General features: G+C 37.9%; 11 protein-coding genes and 1 tRNA gene. 1 reads left to right on the forward strand and 11 read right to left on the reverse strand.

The window, feature by feature from the left end:
* Positions 1 to 157 precede the first annotated feature (157 nt).
* From P0077_RS01530 to P0077_RS01540, 3 genes are all read right to left on the reverse strand, one after another.
* Positions 158 to 1,567, reverse strand: a complete 1,410-nt coding sequence (locus P0077_RS01530) for a RagB/SusD family nutrient uptake outer membrane protein (RefSeq protein ID WP_276167422.1) — start codon at positions 1,565 to 1,567, stop codon at positions 158 to 160.
* A 10-nt stretch (positions 1,568 to 1,577) separates the two neighbouring features.
* Positions 1,578 to 5,036, reverse strand: coding sequence for a TonB-dependent receptor (locus P0077_RS01535; RefSeq protein ID WP_276167423.1), 3,459 nt, complete (start codon positions 5,034 to 5,036; stop codon positions 1,578 to 1,580).
* Positions 5,037 to 5,178: 142 nt separating this feature from the next.
* Positions 5,179 to 6,339, reverse strand: a complete 1,161-nt coding sequence (locus P0077_RS01540) for a FecR family protein (RefSeq protein ID WP_276167424.1) — start codon at positions 6,337 to 6,339, stop codon at positions 5,179 to 5,181.
* A 116-nt stretch (positions 6,340 to 6,455) separates the two neighbouring features.
* Between P0077_RS01540 and P0077_RS01545 the strand changes: the two genes are divergently transcribed.
* A complete protein-coding gene (locus P0077_RS01545) occupies positions 6,456 to 7,046 on the forward strand; it encodes an RNA polymerase sigma factor (protein WP_276167425.1) in 591 nt (196 codons plus the stop codon).
* A gap of 320 nt (positions 7,047 to 7,366) precedes the next feature.
* On the opposite strand, the gene P0077_RS01550 is transcribed toward P0077_RS01545, so the two are convergent.
* The 8 genes from P0077_RS01550 to P0077_RS01585 all read right to left on the reverse strand — a co-directional run bounded on the left by P0077_RS01550 (position 7,367) and on the right by P0077_RS01585 (position 18,795).
* Entirely contained in the window at positions 7,367 to 8,731 is a 1,365-nt protein-coding gene (locus P0077_RS01550; protein WP_276167426.1) for a glycoside hydrolase family 28 protein, read from the reverse strand.
* A gap of 95 nt (positions 8,732 to 8,826) precedes the next feature.
* Positions 8,827 to 9,849, reverse strand: a complete 1,023-nt coding sequence (locus P0077_RS01555; protein ID WP_276167427.1) for an alpha/beta hydrolase family protein — start codon at positions 9,847 to 9,849, stop codon at positions 8,827 to 8,829.
* Positions 9,850 to 9,996: 147 nt separating this feature from the next.
* Entirely contained in the window at positions 9,997 to 11,616 is a 1,620-nt protein-coding gene (locus P0077_RS01560) for a sulfatase family protein (protein ID WP_276167428.1), read from the reverse strand.
* A gap of 1,929 nt (positions 11,617 to 13,545) precedes the next feature.
* Entirely contained in the window at positions 13,546 to 14,829 is a 1,284-nt protein-coding gene (locus tag P0077_RS01565) for a site-specific integrase (RefSeq protein WP_276167429.1), read from the reverse strand.
* A 227-nt stretch (positions 14,830 to 15,056) separates the two neighbouring features.
* Positions 15,057 to 15,130 (reverse strand) — tRNA-Pro (locus P0077_RS01570).
* Between the two features lie 66 nt (positions 15,131 to 15,196).
* Entirely contained in the window at positions 15,197 to 16,111 is a 915-nt protein-coding gene (locus tag P0077_RS01575) for an alpha/beta hydrolase (protein WP_276167430.1), read from the reverse strand.
* 16 nt (positions 16,112 to 16,127) lie between these two features.
* Positions 16,128 to 16,850, reverse strand: coding sequence for a M15 family metallopeptidase (locus P0077_RS01580; RefSeq protein WP_276167431.1), 723 nt, complete (start codon positions 16,848 to 16,850; stop codon positions 16,128 to 16,130).
* Positions 16,851 to 16,938: 88 nt separating this feature from the next.
* On the reverse strand, positions 16,939 to 18,795 hold the full coding sequence (locus tag P0077_RS01585) for a DUF5060 domain-containing protein (RefSeq protein ID WP_276167432.1): 1,857 nt from the start codon (positions 18,793 to 18,795) through the stop codon (positions 16,939 to 16,941).
* Positions 18,796 to 18,861: the final 66 nt, after the last annotated feature.

Raw genomic sequence — 18,861 nt, forward strand, 5'->3', positions numbered from 1 at the left:
AGAATGATCTTGAATTGGAATAGGACACTAAAAATTAATTTGAATATTAAATACTCTATTGTGTCCAATACTGTGAGTCTATCAATCGGATATTGTATAAACTGGCCTCCTTTTGAGGCCGGTCTTTACAATTCAAAACTAACTAACTCAACTAATACTAGTATCCCTCATTCTGTGTTATTTGATCGTTGGCATCAATGACCGCTTGCGGAATTGGGAATACAATATTATTCGGAGCGTAACCAAATTCGGATAATTCTTCTGTCAATTTACCATTACGCTTTAAATCAAACCAGCGGTGGCCCTCTCCCGCAAATTCCAATTTACGCTCTTCCAAAATAGCATCTAATAAGTCATCATTAGAAAGGCCCGAAAGATCGGACAGTCCTCCCCTTGAGCGAACTTCATTAATTGCGTCGAACGCTAAACTTGTAGCCCCGTTAAGCTTGGTTTCAGCTTCTGCGAACATCAATAAAACGTCCGAGTAGCGCAACACCGGTACATTATTATAACCTGCTTGGGTTATGGATACACCATCGGCAATTGTGGCATTTAAATATTTAATGATTCCAGGCTCCTGAAATTCAATATCTTCGGCGCCCACCAAAGCTCCATTTTCCCAGATGGTGATATCCTTTCTTAAGTCTTCCTCCGTAAATGAACTTACCAACTCATCTCTGGCTATAAATACACCAAATGCATTTCCTCCAAACAATGACAGCGAGCTCAAGTCCCGAGTACTCATAAATTGAGGATACTGATTCAGTTCTTGCGGTGTGCTGTACTGTACCTCAAAAATAGACTCGGTACCCGTATATTTATTGTCCACGTCAAAAACATCAGAATAATTTTCATATAAGGAAAATTGTCCCATTATTTGACTCAATATAGTCTTAGCTTCATTATCTTGACCTATAGTAAGATATACCTTTCCTAAAAGTGCTTTCGCCGCATATCCAGTTGCTTTGCCCCCATCTACCGTAATGTCCGGCAAATTGGCGGACGCATCCAATAAATCGGTTACAATCTGATTATAAATCAAGCTCTCCGAATCCCTACTTACCTTAAGTTCTTCCAAGGAGGAAGTTTCTTGAAGCTTCAAAGGCAAGTCGCCAAAAATACGCACCAAATTAAAGTAAGTTAGTGCTCTCAGAAATTTCGCTTGTCCAATAACAGCATCCTTTACGCTTTGTTCTATATCGGCATTTTCGATATTATCGATAACCCCATTGGCCCTATTTATTAGCATATAGGCATCCTGATAAAACCCATCCAGCACAGGGTTCGCGGCATCAAATGTGTAATTACTAAAGCCAAGATCAAAGAACGTAGCTTGCGGACTTGCACTTGCTACATCTGTAGTCACATCTCCCATGACCCATACTCCTTGGTGACCGTACATGGTGCTCGTTCCCAACTTGTCGTAAACTCCAATGATTGCAGCCTCTGCGTCGGCCTCGGTTATATAAAAATTTGATGGGGAAATAAAATTCTCTGGATTTTCTTCAATAAAGTCGGAACACCCCACCGCCATCATCATAACTGTAATAAATATTAATTTTTTCATCTTTTGTATTTTAAAATTCAACGTTCAGACCTAAGGTAATCGTTCGTGCAGCGGGGTAGGCACCATAATCGAATCCTATATTAATATTACTCTCTTGGGTGAGGTTTACCTCTGGGTCAAAACCTGTATAATCTGTTAATGTCCATAAATTCTGACCACTTATATAAATTTTGACTGCGCGCAACCACTCAATGTTCATTTTATCAACGGGGAAATTGTACCCTAATGAGATGTTTCGCAACCGTAAAAAGGAAGCATCTTCTACCCACCGGTCATGGGACTGTCTAAAATAGGCTACTGAAGGATTACCGGCTGACATTACATCAGTATTTGTATTCTCGGGGGTCCAACGATTGAGAACGGTGGTAGAATTGTTTTGTCTTCCATTTAAAAATTCCGCTTCTAGGGCAACCATATTGTATACATCGTTCCCGATACTGTAATTGAAGAATACATCCAAATCAAAATTCTTATAGGAAACTTTAGTATTTAAACCACCTGTGAAATCAGGTAAGGCATTGCCTATAATCGTTCTATCTTTGTCATCGATTTGCCCATCATCATTTTGATCCACGTACCTGCGCGCCCCTAATTGCGCATCGGGTTGTGCCGAGGCATCGATTTCTTGCTGGGTACTAAATATTCCTGCATTTTGATACCCTATGAAATTACCTATGGGTTCACCTTCCACTAATGCAGAAACCGCTTGTCCTTTGAACAAATTAAAACCCGGATCAATATACCTTCTTTCCTCCCCCCCTAAATCTGTTACTTCGTTCTTATTGATGGCCGTATTAAAACCTAAGCTCCAAAAAAGTGGCCCATCAATCAAAATGGCATCCAGTGCTAATTCTAAACCTTTATTTTCTACAGAACCAATATTTTGCAATGCTGTCCCAAAACCAGAAGATTTGGGTAACTGTACAGCCAATAACAAATCATCAGTAGTTTTTTGGTAAGCATCAACGGAAAGGTTCAACCTACTTCTAAAGAATGAGGCATCCATACCAATATTAGTTTGTGTAGTCTTCTCCCATCGTAAACCTGGATTTGCCACTCCAGTTGGTGAAATTCCAACTACCGGTTCACCATTAATGGTATATCTGTTTACACCTAGCCTGGCCAAAGACTGGTAAACCGGAATTTCCTGATTTCCCGTAATACCAACACTGGCCCTTAACTTTAAATTACTTATCACTTTTGAGGAACTAAGATACTCTTCTTGGGAAAGTCGCCATGCAAAGGAACCTGAAGGAAAAAATGCATATTTATTGTTTTTCCCAAACCGTGAAGATCCATCTATTCTTCCCGTAAAAGTGAAAAGGTAACGGTCTTTAAACGAATAATTAAGCCTTCCTAGATAAGATTCAAGAGCCCAATCAAACAAATTGCTCTGACTTGGATATTGAATATTTCCAGATGATAGATCATTAAATGAGACCACATCGTTGACAAAATCTGCAGCACTGGAAGAAAACGATTCATTATGAAAATCCTGATAGGTAAAACCTGCGACACCGTTTAGTCTATGGTCTTCACCAAAAGTAAAATCGTAGGAAAATATATTCTCGCTCAGCCATGAAACTGTGCTGGTGGAACCTACATGAGCAAATCCGTTCGGGGCTATTAATCCTTCCCTAATAGTACTTGGCTCATATCTATTTTGTTTGTTGTCGAAAACATCTACGCTAAAACTACTTTTAAACGAAACAGTTTTTAAAAGTTGAAATTCCGCAAAAACACTACCAAGGAGTCTATTGCTGAAACTCTCATTGGTTGCTAAAGTTGCATACGCAATCGGGTTTTCAAAGGGAACGTTAGCTTGGTTACCACCACCATTTCCTTGTGTGCTGGTATTATCGAAAGTAAAGTTTCCATCTTCGTCCCTAACCGGAATTACAGGATTATAAAATATTGCAGAAGCTACAACGCTGCCGTTAGGGCTTTGTATGTTTTGAAGACCGTTAATACCTCCTCCTGTCTTTGCAACGTCCGCTACTGTCCTACTATAGGCCAAATTGCTACCCACCTTTAAAAAGTCCGAAACTTTGGAATCCAAATTCAGCCGTGCGGAATAGCGTTTAAAGCCAGAATTGATTATAATACCTTCTTGATCAAAATATCCAACTGAAAGCGCATACTGAGAGGTTTCCGTACCCCCAGAAGCACCAACCTGATAATTCTGTATCAGCGCTGATTGGAAAAGTTCATTTTGCCAATTCGTGCCTTCGCCCATAGCCTGTACTTCCGCATCGGAGAAAGTTGGCAACCCACCTCCATTAACAAATGCCTCATTTCTAAACTCCGCGTATTGGTGGGCATTGAGCATAGGAATGGTTCGCCTAACTTCTTGTATACCTGTATAGGTTTCAAGGGTTATTTTAGGCTTGCCTGTTTTACCGCGCTTGGTCGTTACTATAACCACGCCATTGGCACCCCTTGACCCATAAATGGCGGTGGCCGAAGCATCCTTCAAAATCTCTATACTTTCTATATCCCCAGGATTTAAGCTGGATAGTGCATTTAGACTAGGAGCTGCGATTACACCTGCTTGACTTTTAACATTATCATTGTAAATTGGAATCCCGTCAATTACATACAATGGTTCATTTCCGGCATTTATAGAATTACCTCCTCTAATCCTTATTGAAAGGGCTCCACCTGGCTGACTTGATGATTGGCTAATCTGTACCCCAGCTGCGCGTCCTTGCAATGCTTGATCAAAAGACGCTACAGGCAAGGCCTTAAGTTCTTCCTCGGATACAGAAGATACAGATCCGGTTAAATCACTCTTTCGTTGTGTACCGTAACCTATTACAACTACCTCATCTAATCCAGCCAACCGCTCCTCCAAGGTAATCCTTAACTCCGTTTGACCTTTTAAAGGAATCTCTTTTGACGCAAAACCTATATAAGAGACAACTAATACAGCCTTCTCATCTGTTAACTTAATATTAAAATTTCCATCAAAATCAGCGGTTACGCCATTGTTGGTTCCCTTCTCCACAATATTCGCACCAGGCAGGGGCGTGCCGTTCTTGTCTGTAACAGTTCCCTTTACATCCACTTTTAGTGCTATCAAGACTTTAGCCTCGACAGACATCCTTTCATCCTCGTTAATAGGCAACAGTAATATCTTATCTCGGTAAATTTCATATTCAATATTGGGGCTCTGCCTGAAAACCAAGTTCAAGACCTTATTGATTTCAGCATTACGAATACGCAAGCTTATAACTCTATCCGTACTAACCGTTTCTATATTAAATATAAATTTAAAGTCGGTACTCGCTTCTATTTCATCTATGACCCGAGCGAGGGTAACATTCTCCAAATCAAGTGTAATCTTTTTCTGGGAATATGTTGAGTTGGCTTGCATCGCAATGGTCACCGTAAGGAGTAATAGCGATAATTTCATCTGTAATTTGAATAGACAGGACATTCTTCCCGCGGAATTCAACCTTTTTTTCATAATTTTGATTATCTAGAGTGGTTATTATTAATAATCGCTGACAATCGGGGAATGGTACGAACATTCCTCGATTTCTTTTTTATTCGATCATTGTCCCTTTTAAGCTGGACACTTTGGCTTTAAGCACTTCATTTCATAGGCGTTATTTTTTTATAATGATTATTTCATCTTTAGAGACCTCAAACTGAATATTGTGCATCTTACTAAAATATTCAAGCACCTGGCTGATTGATTCTTTTTGCACATCAATAGTGGCATTGAAGCGCTGACCTTCAAGGTGGTTTTCTGGATTGATTATAGTTATATTATAATACCTCTCTAACTTTTGAAGAATGTTGTTGAACGGAGCTTCTCTAAAAACCACATATCCATTTACCCAAGAAGTGTAGAGCCCCGTTGGAACTTCTGTCATTTCGATTTTTGAATTCTTTTTATGAAAAGTTCCTTTATAGCCAGGTTTAAGCAATACCGGAGCTTCCTTTCCAACAGAGTTCGGAACCAGTTCGACTAGCCCTGAGACCAAAACAATTTCAGTAACAGAATCTTCAGTATAATTTGCTACATTAAAAGTTGTTCCCAGAACCCTCACATCTAAACTATCCAAACCTACAATAAAGGGATGTGCCTCATCATGACTCACCTTAAAAAAAGCCTCCCCGGATAATTTCACTTTTCTCCCAACTCCCTTCTTAAAAAATGTAGGGAAGGTCATACGGCTACCGGCATTCATGGTTACCTCGGTACTATCAGAAAGTGCCACGGTAATATTTTTACCATAAGGAACCGTTATGGTATTGTATTCAATCTTTTCTGACGGCTCCTTCATATTAAAACTGATTTTGTTACCAGTTTGATTCGCTATCAATTTACCATCATTGTTTTTTATTGCCAAAGTACCAGTTTCCGAAATTTCTTCAACCAGCCCGTTAGAGTGTTCTAATGTGATAGTATTCTCTTTTGACTGAATATTGGTATCTATTACATCTTCAGTTCCTTTATACATGTAAATGCTCACCGCTAGAACACACACGAAAATAGCGGCGTATTTGAGACCCTGAAATACATTTCTTCTTAGGGTAAGCTTTTTGTCCCTTCTAATCTCTTTTAAAAGCTCTTTCTTGGTTTCTTCTAAATCAGCTCGGTTCATTTTGTATAAAACAACAAAGTGCGTTTCTAAATATTTTTTAATAAAACCTGTGTATTCTTCATTACCAAAGTATTGATTTAGCTCATCTAAATCTTTACCGTTGGCAGAATTGCCCAAAAATTTAACAAGTAGCGCTTCTAAGGAAACTAAATTCATACAAGTTTTGTTTACTCTTATAATTATTACGTTCAAAATTTACAATACACTTACTTTTTCTTAATATTTTTTTATATTCAACCAAATTTAGGTTCTATAATTATTATATCGTCAATATGGAGAAGTACAATACGAATGAGGTTTTAATCAATGATTTAAGCAAAGGGAAGGAAGAAGCCTACATCTTTTTATTGGAAAAATATCATCGAAAACTTTTCTCGTATACGCTTACATTAATCAACGACAGGACCTTAGCTCAAGATATAGTGCAGAATACATTTATTAAAACATGGCGTTTTCGCAAAAAACTAAAACCAGACCACTCTATACAGAGCTTCTTGTACAAAATGGTATACCATGAATTTGTGGACGAATACCGCCAAGGCAAAAAACTACTGCCACTAGAAGATAAGTATTACAAACAAATGTTTGAGATATTGGACGAAACAAATGAATATAAATTGGAACGTTTTCTTAACCTCATGTCAAAAGAAATTGATAAACTTCCTCCCAAATGCCGTGAAATTTTTACACTCAGCAAGCAAGAAGGGCTTACAAACAAGGAAATATCAGAACATCTTTCCATATCAATCCGTACGGTTGAAGCACAAATAGGAAAAGCCTACAACAAACTACGTAATCGTCTCAACGAGCAGTACAAAACAGTATTTTTTCTATATTTCAAAGGCACAAATTCGTATGCATAGTTACTCTCAACGAAGTCTTACAAAATTGTCTTTAGAAAAAAGATAAAGAAATACTACTGTACAACATATTGTAATCATTCTTTTAAAACATAACGACATCTATTCTTATCTAACTTTTTAGGCTGTCTTTAAGAGCATAAATGTTCACGAATTCATCCCTTACAACCCTATTAGGTTAAAAGGAATTTACTTCGCTACCTGACTCTTGTTTACATTAACTTTGAGTCTCGGTCGAGCGCATTTATATCGAACAATTTTAACTACTAACAAATTGCTCTTTCTCTAATACAGAAAGTATTCAATGTTAGCCATTACCCTTATCAATTCCCGGTAAAATTTGTTATGTTTTCATTATTATACTTTTGTACCTCTAACGAATCTACAGCTATATTAGTAAGAACTACATTATTTACAGGAAGCGCCTCATCACCTATAATCCGAGACACATACATTGCTTTATCAACCTTAATATCAGAGATATATACATCACCAATAGTAGTCAGTCTCTTTTCAATTGTAGGCACTAGGTTACGCCACTGATATAGCACATCTGTTTCAATACCTAATACACTTTTCTTTAATGTACCGGCTTTAATATTTTGCACAAAGATGTTTTTGGCATAACCTCCACGCCGCTCATTAGTCTTAACAAATACTAAGTTAAACATCTCGGCATTTTCTAAAACAGTACAATTTTCCACAATTACATTCTCAACTCCGCCTGACAGTTCACTTCCAATAGCCAATAACTGATGGCCATTTTTAATAGTACAGTTTCTCATGACAATATTCTTAGATGGTGTATTTAATCTCCATGCATCCTGATTTCTGCCTGATTTTATAGCAATTGCATCATCCCCTTGGTCAAAAACACAATTTTCAATTAAAATATTCTGACTCATTTCAGGATCAACACCATCATTATTGTGACCGTGGGCCGTAACTTCTAAATTTCGAATAACTATATTTTTTGAAAGATACGGGTGTATCGTCCAAAAAGGGCTATTTACAATGGATATTCCATCTAGTAAAATGTTCTCACTCCGATTGAATTGTATAAACTGCGGTCGAAAGTGAGCTGAGTCATTGACCATTTGCCTATCTACTACCGGTTTATTAGATGAAGACATATAATAAAGCCTTTTTAAACTCTTTAAATGTGGTTCTGGCCTTGCAAACCACTCTTTCCAAACATCCATTTTGGCTTGAAGTGTTCCCTTTCCCGTAATGGCTATATTCTTACACTCAAATGCATAAATAAGTGGTGAATAATTATAACACTCCATTCCTTCCCATGTGGTTTGAACGGGCGGTAAATAATCTTGAGGGTTTTCGGAAAAAAGTAAAATAGCTCCCTCGTTTAAATGAAGGTTTACATTACTTTTGAAATGAATTTTGTTTGTTAACCACTCTCCTGCAGGAATTACAACTATACCTCCACCATTCTTATTAGCTTCCGTAATGGCTGCTTCAATTGCGAAAGATGTCGCTTCTTTATCTCCTTTTTCAGCACCAAAATCAGTAATCAAAAACTTTTTACAATTGCTGAAATCAGGAATTTTTATACTGGGCATCTCAAAAGGAGCTTTAATCTTAATCTCATCTACTTCTACTGTAGATTGCTTCTTTACGCATGAGATAGATAATGACAATATTGAAAAGACAATAAGTTTATACCGTTTCATTAATAACAAAATTTAGGGTTGATCATGATTAACTAAAATTTATTCTGAAGAAAATTGCTAAGTTACTTTTTCAATATTCCCTCTCAGTCTCTAATTTATTCTAGCAGTTTATTTAGGGCAAATTCGGTCAGCATTTCGTGATTCCCTTCAAAAATATTTAAACTTAGGTTTCCATACTCTCGTTTGAGGTAGACTTTCCTCCCCCCAATACTATCAAGCCTAACTGATGGGGATATGTGCTGGAGTAACTTTAGAGCTTCCGTATCTGACACATACTTGGTGCTATCAGAAACTGACAAATCTTTTAATATTTTATTATAAAAATTTATAGAATGTGTAATGGGCACACTGCCTCGAAAGCCATCATAGACTCCTGCATAAATCGATAGCGAAGCACTAGTTAAGCGTGTCGTAGGCGTTTTCATAAATAAAGGTGATTTTCGTTTGGCCAAATCGACGTTTAATTCGTTTCCAGAATTTGTACAGTCAAGTATATCCTTACGGTACTTATTTCGTCTTACGGTACTTTCGCGATGCCATGCGATCAAATCTGAGATTGGTGCCCAAGCTGCAAATTTTTTTACTTTATGTTTTAATTTCATGAACGAAGCTAAAGTTGCATACCCCCCTCCGCTGACACCAATGACATAGATTTCAGTTGTATCGACATTTGAGTTCTGAATGGCATAAGAGATAGAATCCTCAATATCCGAAATGGCTAATTCGCTGGCGCAGGCATTCACTGTATTATTGGACCCTCGAAAATCTGGATGGATATAGTTTAAATCCTTTTGTAGTATCATAGGTGTTAAATCATCCACCTGCTGATAATCACCGCTCCATGTATGCAAGGAAACAATTAAAGGTTTACTAGACTTTGAGGCTGTTTTATAAAAGTAAGCTCTCTGAGCATAACCATCTACACTAGAAGGAATCTCAACCAACTTAAAGTCGCCACTCCATTTATTTTCTCTAGTATCATCAAATTTTTTAATCTTTTCTTCGGATTTATGATTCTTTAATGTGTCAAACTGGCTTTGCCCCAAACAAATTTCCGGAGCAAGTATAATTAACAACTTTAATGTTATATATAAATATTTAATATATCGATTTACCATTAGATCGTGTTTAGTTTACTTCAGTAAAAAAATTAGGTGAATTATTAAGCTCTTTGTATTAAAAGCTATTTCTTTAGTATTAAAGTTTCAGGACTGTAGTTATTCCTATCCCGGATTAAAATCTGATGACTCCGCAAAATAACAAAGCTAATTGTTAGGCTGAGGAAACTTACGCATAGGGGAATATCTCAAATAGCTATCGAAAATTTCCGTATCCGGTCCCACTACACGGGAATCGTTTGTATTTGTCAGTATGCTCACAAGTTCGTTTTTTAGCTTACTTTCAATATCGCTCAAATCTGTTCTACCTACTAAATTGTTCAAGCACGCTGGATCTTTCCGAATATCATATAATTCAAATTCAGGTCGTTTGCCAAATGATAGATTATAAAAAAGCCGATTATCTGCATCAACCGCATTTTCTAAAATAATTTGTTTGCTGGGGCTCTCATCCACATCGGTAAACGCACTCATTGGATAATAGGTGCCATCCGGTCCTACACCATCTCTGGGGAGCAGTAAAGTGGTATCGTTAGGGGAGTACATTTGAGGCGCACCGGCCGGCCATCGCTCCGGTCGCATGTTCCATATATAAAGGTAATCTTTACTACGAATGGTACGTTGAGGGTAACCCATATTTTTATACCTTGAAGATGAATGACGTTCCCTACCTGAAAGGGCATAAGAGTCGGTACTTCTAACGACACCCTGTTCTTTTGAAACTAATAAATCTAAAAAACTTCTACCCGAAACAGGCATCATTCCATCGGCCTTTTCTTCAGCTATCTCTAGAATAGTTGGAGCCAAATCTACAAATGATATCGGGTCTTCTATAATCCTACCTCCAACATACTTCTTAGGATATCTAATAGCCATTGGAACATGTATCCCGTATTCGTAACCGTTTGCTTTGGCCCTGGGAAATGCTTTACCATTGTCCGAGGTAACAATAACAATTGTGTTTTCCAATTCTCCAATTTCTTCTAAATAGTCTAACATTTTTTTAAGATGCAAATCGAACCATTCAACTTCTACTGAATAATCCAAAAGATCACCTCGAACCTCCTCATTATCCGGCAAGAAACCAGGCACGGAAACTTCTTCAAGTTTTTTCTCCGTTTTCCTCCAAGAACCCTTTTCGAAATTTCTATGAGGCTCTCTGCCCCCATACCAAAAGAAAAAAGGTTTTTGTTCCGTAACATTTTCCATGAAATATTTAAAGTTTCCAAAATAATCTGTATTCGACATTTCGGTCGTAAACCCATTTTCCTTATTGCCGCTCTCATCATAGGTGAGGTTTGAATGAGCAATGCCCGCAGCATTAGTTCTTCTCCATAAAGAATCCTTTTTGTCTCTAGCGTACTGAAAAGGTTCAACACCTTTGCCTGTACGCCCCGTTGCGTAACCTCCCTTATTTAATATATCAATGAAAGGCACAAACTTTTTAAGCCAAGAGGAAGCATGTTGACCAGATTGCTCATTTTGCCAAGGGTAACGCCCTGTTACAATAGCACTTCTCGAGGGTGCGCAACCTGGTGATCCAGCCATGCAGTTTGCGAAGTACACACCTTCACGCGCTACGCGATCAAAAGCAGGTGTATTGATGAACTTACAACCTTCAAAACTTGTATGAGCAAATGACTGGTCATCGCTGATTGCAAATAAGATATTCGGAGGACGAACTTGACCTACGTTAGATGCGTTACCAATAAAACAAGAAAGAAATAGTAATGGAATTAATGTAAATTGATTGGGAATTCTATACATAGTGCTATCTATTTTTAAGAGTTTCGTTCTTTATATATTTATACATTATCACTAATTTGAGATTAAGATTGATTATTAATTCCTTTGAATGGGTCCTAACTTCGGTCTAGCTTGCTTACCAAGAGTTAGCAATAGCTCATGATAGATTTAAAACTATGGAAAAACCTACAACCTGTTTAATCCGAATACATTGCTATTGTAATTCATCTTAAATTAGATGGTTCCACACCTGTTTTTAAAATCTCAGGAATGGCTAACAATAAAACAGTTTCGTTGGCTAAATAACTTACTTTATATTCATTCGCTTTTAGCTATCTCAAAGTTATAATCAAACTTCCTTTATTCTATTACGAGTCATAAATGCAATACACTAACCTTTTCTTTAATTTTTTAACGATATCATTTTTATTTAAAGGAAAAACTGAGGATTACATATGACCCTTGACATTTGTTTTTCCTCTAATATGGAGTTTACTAGAAAATTATAATCTCGTTCTGCAATCTGTAAAAAAGACTCTATAAAAACGGAGCTGAGACATTCAGGATTAGGCTTCAAATAAACTCATCAGCAGGTCACACATAAAGCATATCTTAAAAACCGATCGGTCATTACTGGGTTTGGAAAGGGCCCCTAAACCGGAGAAGTCACAGTGCCCCGAAGATTCAACCCATAGACCGAAGTGCCTAGGCTGATCTTTAAAACATTCCCTTCTCATACAAAGAATCGATGGGATTCCTTATTTGCACCTGCACCCGTTCAAGTGAGCTTTCTTTGATCAAAACGAAGATGCAAGTAACACTAGCACGTGCTTCCGCTAAGTTGCTATTCCTTATTAGCTAGAATTTCTGAAATCAAGGATTCCATAGTTTTCATAACTACAGTATTTTAAGGTTATACCTACTCTATTTACAAGGTTTTCGGTTTCCCCTTTCGTTGCAACATTTTTAAGTATGAAAGACATTTAAATTAAGGCACGCATGCCTATTCCAGGTATCATCAGAGATTTTCAAAAAAGCATTTTGTTAATCGAAAAAAATCAAACGAGTTCCATGGAAATTCTTTGAATGTCCATATTTGATTAATATCTCATTCTGCCTTTATCGTCGTAAAAGCAATTTAGACTCTCAAAATAAAATTGAAGTATGGGTAGAGTTTTGAAATCCAAATTCCCTTTATATCTTATTTAAAGTACAAATACGGAGTTGTTAATCTCTCATTTACAAAATGCATCCATTTAGAGTCAATACTCTAAATGAAACTTGTGGAGTCAGAAAACCCAACAATGAAAATAAATTGTAAACGAAACTCTTATATTAGAAAAGGAGGGGGCCGGGAAAAGAGCTGATTTGCGGCAATAGTGCTTGAGATAATAAAATTGTAGTTTTCAACTATCTATCTCTCTCTCTGAACAATTGGTTCTGTGTTTTCAATTGTGAAATCCTGCGAGTCTGGAGTAATGGCTGGAGTTAAATTATTTGTATTGATATGGATACACATAGCGTAATCTACTGTATGATTTTCTTCATTCGTATGAGAAAACACATGTAACCCTGCTGCCATTTTCGCAGTTAAGAAAAGGGCAAGGACGAGAAGGGTGATGCTATTTTTTAGACGACCATTTTTTCATCAAACACAGACCTACTAAAATATTCCAAATGTTGTTTTATTATAGTCTAAATAAAAGTTAATGGTTATGGCTACTTATAGCACGTTCTAATTTCCAGGTTAAATAACGGGGCAATTGCTACTGAAAGCACCTGTAATTGTATGGATAGTTATATCGTACAGAGTAAAACACTATATTAGGGAGCCTCATAAAATTGAACAGTTTATAAAATTTTTTTCACTAGGCAAAATTGACCCGGCCGTTTGAAACTAATGCCATGTATTACTAACACAATTAGATGGCTTCCTGCCTTTGGGCCCATTTAAACAATTTTCAAATGATCGTATGCCGTACCCTTGCCTTCTAATTCTTTTCTGGAATTGCCTTTCAACTTGCTCCTTAACTTCATCATATCCTTGCTGATTTTCTTTTCGATGACCCGGGCATATTTTTGGGTCGTGGACAGTTTGGTATGGCCCAACATTTTGGAGACGGTCTCAATAGGAACATCGTTGAGAAGTGCAATGGTGGTTGCAAATGTATGACGCGCCACGTGAAAGGTCAGGTTCTTTTCGATATGGCAGAGCTTGGCTATCCTCTTTAGATATTGGTTGGTCTTTTGGTCGCTGAACATCCTTAAAAGAGTATAGTCATTCTCGATGGACGGATGATCGGCGTACTTGTCAAGGACGGCTTTTGCTTCTTCCAACAGTGGCAACCTGACAGGAGTATTCGATTTCTGGCGCCTGACTTTGATCCATTCCTGCCCATCTACCCCTTGTACGATATCCTTCTTGTTCAGGTTCCTTACTTCGATGTAACAAAGTCCCGTATAACAAGAAAAGACGAATACGTCCCTAACCAGGCTCATACTTTTGTTGGGCAAGTGTATCGCTGCCATTGCGTCTAGCTCGAACTGCTCTAGATATGGACAGTCGAACTCTTCGAACCTAAGTTCGTACAGCGCAAATGGATGTGCCTTGATCCAACCATGTTTAAAGGCCACGGTCATAAATTTCTGTAACCGTTCCATATGCTTCATTATTCCATTGTTGTTCAAGGGCCGGGACTTCTGCAAAGGACGGCAAGTGCGGAGATAGTGTTCAAATTTGACAATAAACGAATAATCGATTTGGGCCAGGTACACATCATCGGACTTAAATTGCTTTTTGATAAAGCGCAAGAGGTACTTTTCTGTAGCACTATAGTTTTTGACGGTACCCGCTGCCAATTTTTTGAACTCGTTCTCCTTATGATATACTATCAGGTCTCTGCACGTCAAGACCGCCTTGTCCTTTCCCAGGTAACGTTCCTTGACCGCTAATGCCGTAATTACCCTCCCTTCGTCCCTAAGCTCCCTATAGGACCTTTTGATTCCGGAATTTATATTATCCAGTATATCGCTGATGTACCTTGCGTTCTTTGTCCTGATCCTGGCACGACAGGTTTTGGAGCACCAATGTTTCTCCAAAATGGTTTCCTTCGTACTTATATCGATAGCTTTACTGTCTATCCAGATACGGGCATATATGGGAAAGGTCCCATCCTTCCTCATCGAGGTCCTTTTCAACCAAAAATGTACGTTCAATGTGTGTGAAGTTGTCATCACTTTCGTTTTTAATTAAAAAATCAGTTAAACGAAAGCCAAATCGCCTCGAAAGTCAAATAAGGGCATGTGCATAAATTTAGGAAATTATTTCCTAAAAAAATAGGACACTAAATAGGACACTAATGAATATGCCCACAAACGGGCATAAAAAAAACCAGTAAAAATGTATTTTACTGGTTTTCATTCATTTACATATTAAAAAATTATTTTTAATACCCTATACGTCGGGATGACAGGATTTGAACCTGCGACCACACGCCCCCCAGGCGTGTACGCTACCGGACTGCGCTACATCCCGAAATCGGATTGCAAAAATATAAAAGTTAAGCAGATATTCTGCTATCTTTTAGAAAAAATACAGTAACTACTCCAAATGCTCCATCCAACCGAATAAAAGCTCTGGCCACGTTCTTAAATGCTTATCTGCCAAGCCCAATGCAAAACCATGTCCGCCAGTAGGAAATATGTGCAAAGCGGCCGGCACGTTGTTTTTAACCAATGCTTTATAAAACACTAGGCTGTTCTCCACTGGCACCGCTTTATCATCCGTAGCATGCAATAAAAAGGTAGGTGGTGTATTTGATGTTACTTGTTTTTCATTACTAAAGTAATCAACCGTTTCCGGTTTCGGGTTTTGGCCTAACAAATTATTTTGAGAGCCTTTATGCGTAGACGATTGATTAAAAGCAATCACCGGATAGCACAGGGTTAAAAAATCAGGTCGAGCACTCAATTTATCAGCTTCATCAATTGGGACGTATACCTTTTCATCAAAATGGGTCCCTAATGTAGAAGCCAAATGTCCACCAGCCGAAAAACCCATGGCACCAATTTTATTTGGGTCGATATTGAACTTCTCCGCTTTGTTCCGCAGCAGACGTACGGCACGCTGAGCATCTATTAAAGGAACATTTTCTTTATGCGTCTGAGATACAGATGATGGCAAGCGATACTTGACTACGATACCTGCAATTCCTTTGCTGTTCAAAAATTTGGCGACATCCGTTCCTTCCCAATCATAGGCTAGAATACTATACCCTCCACCAGGGAAAATCAGCACCGCTTGGCCCGTAGCGTTCTTTTTTGATGGCAAATACACTTCTATCGTTGGTTCTTGCACCCTACTAATTCGTAAAATATCTTTTACCTCATGAACTTCCTTTTCATCGGATACTACATGGTTCGGAATTTTGTTTTTTGGCCACAATGGAATTATGGTGTCCTGTGAAAATGCGTTTACACTCATTGCAAATACGGTAAGGATTAGGAGTTTGTTCATCTCAAAAATTTTATCATTAATTACAATCCCATTTAAAATTCGCGATCGGATATTTATGGGCTCCTTCTAAATTGTAGTGCCACCATTCTGTTCTGGTAGACCAAAAACCATGCTTTTCCATCGTTTCCTTTAAGAGCTTTCTATTATCCAAAATCTCCTGTGGCAAATCAAAATTATCATGGTACGCCCGTTTTCCGAAGAAATCAAAATCGGTTCCCATATCCAATTCTTCTCCATCCAATGACTCCAAAGTAATATCCACAGCACCACCTTTGTTATGAATAGAACCTTTTTTAGGATTGGCTACATATTGTGGATTTGGTACAATTTTCCACATTTTATACTGAACGGAATTTGGTCTATAGCAATCAAAGAATTTAATCCGCACACCGCTCTTTTTAAAATCTTCATTGGCCTTTAACAATGCCTTAGCGGTTATTACGCGGGTATAGCACTCTGCACAGTCATAAACTTTTTCTTTTAGAAAATTGTTCTTGGTGGCATACCGCATTTCATATGCAAAACCGTCACTAAAATCAGCTAAACGAACGAATGTTGTGTCCGTCAATTTATCAAAAGTCCTGAATGTTTTTTTGGATATTTTCTCCTCTTTTATAGTGGTATCTACCTGCTGAACGGCTACCTTCCGCTTGTGCTCTGCGCCTTTTTTATCTTTTGGGCTTTCCCTACATGAAACAAAAAAAACCAAGAGAACAATTGCACTATAAAAATTCCTCATAAAAATAGTTTCTAGATAGATTATCGCATTCAACATCTATCTCCAATAAAGATTAAATCAACCTGATTTTCAAGTTTCATGCAAGTTATTACTTTCTAGCTATTACAATTACCCAATCTTTCTCTTTTTGACCATTATAAGCAGACAGTTCAACACTGTTCGGTTTGGTGATTTTCCAACCTTCATTTTGCTTATCATAAAGCATTCCCCCTAGTTTTGGATCATAGAACGCAATGGTAAAAGCACCATCCCCTATGGCAAGATCTGTGGTCTGATTTTTAGGCAAATACACTACGTAAATTTCATCTTTTTTCGCAAAACAGTAGGCTTTATCATTGCTGACCAACTCGTCATGGTTTTGCATTGTTTCATATGGCAAATGGTCTTCAAAGAACTTTATGGCATTATTACTAATATCCCACCATGCATCACGAGCTCTAAAATTCTCTGCCGAAATATCATTATTAGGAACATCTTTCCCTCCAAAATACCATGAAGTTCCTGCTGCACCGGACATTAGGCTGCCCCAAAGACTACTATGCATTACCATATCATGATTATTATTTGCGGCCGTATCTGTTGTAACACCTATATCCCAATGGCCAATTTCATCTAGATACACCACCCAGGGTCTTTTTTTCTTAACAGAAAGTTTTAGCCATTTTTTCACTTCTTTATGCACTTCAGTAGTGTCATACATCTGTAAAGATGGAACTTCAAACTTTTTATACCCCAGCATTGGAGTAAACGTTTCTTTAATGGGATCCAAAGGTCTACCTTCTCTACGCTCCCCGGTGACCCTAACGTGGTTATGTACGGCAATGGGGTGATTATATGGATCTATATTACGAATATAATCCGCATAACTTTTTAACTGCTCAGGACTACGGTTTGTTTCTTCCCCTAAATTCCAGACTACACCCAAGTGATGGCCGAAGCGAGCAACCAATTCCTTATAAAATAGCTTCCTTTCAAGCCCCAGCTCTCCTTTGTTTAAAATAGTATCGTTTTCTGTTTCTTGGGTAAATACGTTCATAGCCATGCCCAACTGATCCATATGGGTGAAAACCATTTCCCATTGGTCCAGTTTACTTACATCGTAGCGGGTTTGTTCATCATGTGCTACCCATGGCCACACATCATTACCATCTCCATTTTCGTTCATCACAAGAAAATAAAGGCTGTTCATTCCCTTTCCGGATAAATAATTGAGTGCTCCTATTATGCCTTTTCCATTATAAAATCCCCAAACCGGGTCTGAATCCTTCCAATCATTCACATGGGCCGAATATTCATGCAGACCTTCATCCAAAGTTGGAGTTGCAGGCCCTCCATTATCGTAAGTACCGTCAAATTCAGCATATGCCAAAAAGTTCTCGGGACTTCCTACTCCATTTTTTAAAAAAGGTTTTCCTGTTTCACTTTGCTTAAGATAATGTGTTCCATTATAAACAAGTCTTCCCTTCCTATAAAATCCATTGGCAGTTGAGTCTACGGGCTGCACTTCAAAGTTTCCGGTTATGTTCCAAATACTTTTGTTCTTTTTGGGTAGGGTGAATTGTTTTACGGCTATATTTTCGCCTTCCATCAAAAATGCTTTAAACTCCCATTTTCCTATCTTATCCGGAGAAAATTTCACGCGCCATTTATTTCCTGATTCCGCACTTGAGTTTGCCGCATCTCCATCAGCAGCAAAATAACCATGAACGTTAAAGGTAGTGTCCTTGTTCGAAAAATTAACAAGCAAGGAGTAATCTAAAAAGGGGTTTACAGAGTCCATTTCGGAAACCTCCGGGCCATTAAAAGTCAACGTAATAGGTTGCCATTTTTTTAAGTTGCCTTCAAGCAGGTAATTCTTGGTATTTTCCTTTTTGGCACATGAACTTAACACTAAAAAAAGTGTACAGATAAACGCAAAAAACTTCAATAATCTGTGGGAATACATAAGTAGTTGTTTGGTTTTAAGTGCCGATAAGATAAGTATTTTTTTTGGTGTGAAAATCCAATTTGA

The sequence above is a fragment of the Zobellia alginiliquefaciens genome (assembly GCF_029323795.1).
GTDB lineage: Bacteria > Bacteroidota > Bacteroidia > Flavobacteriales > Flavobacteriaceae > Zobellia > Zobellia alginiliquefaciens.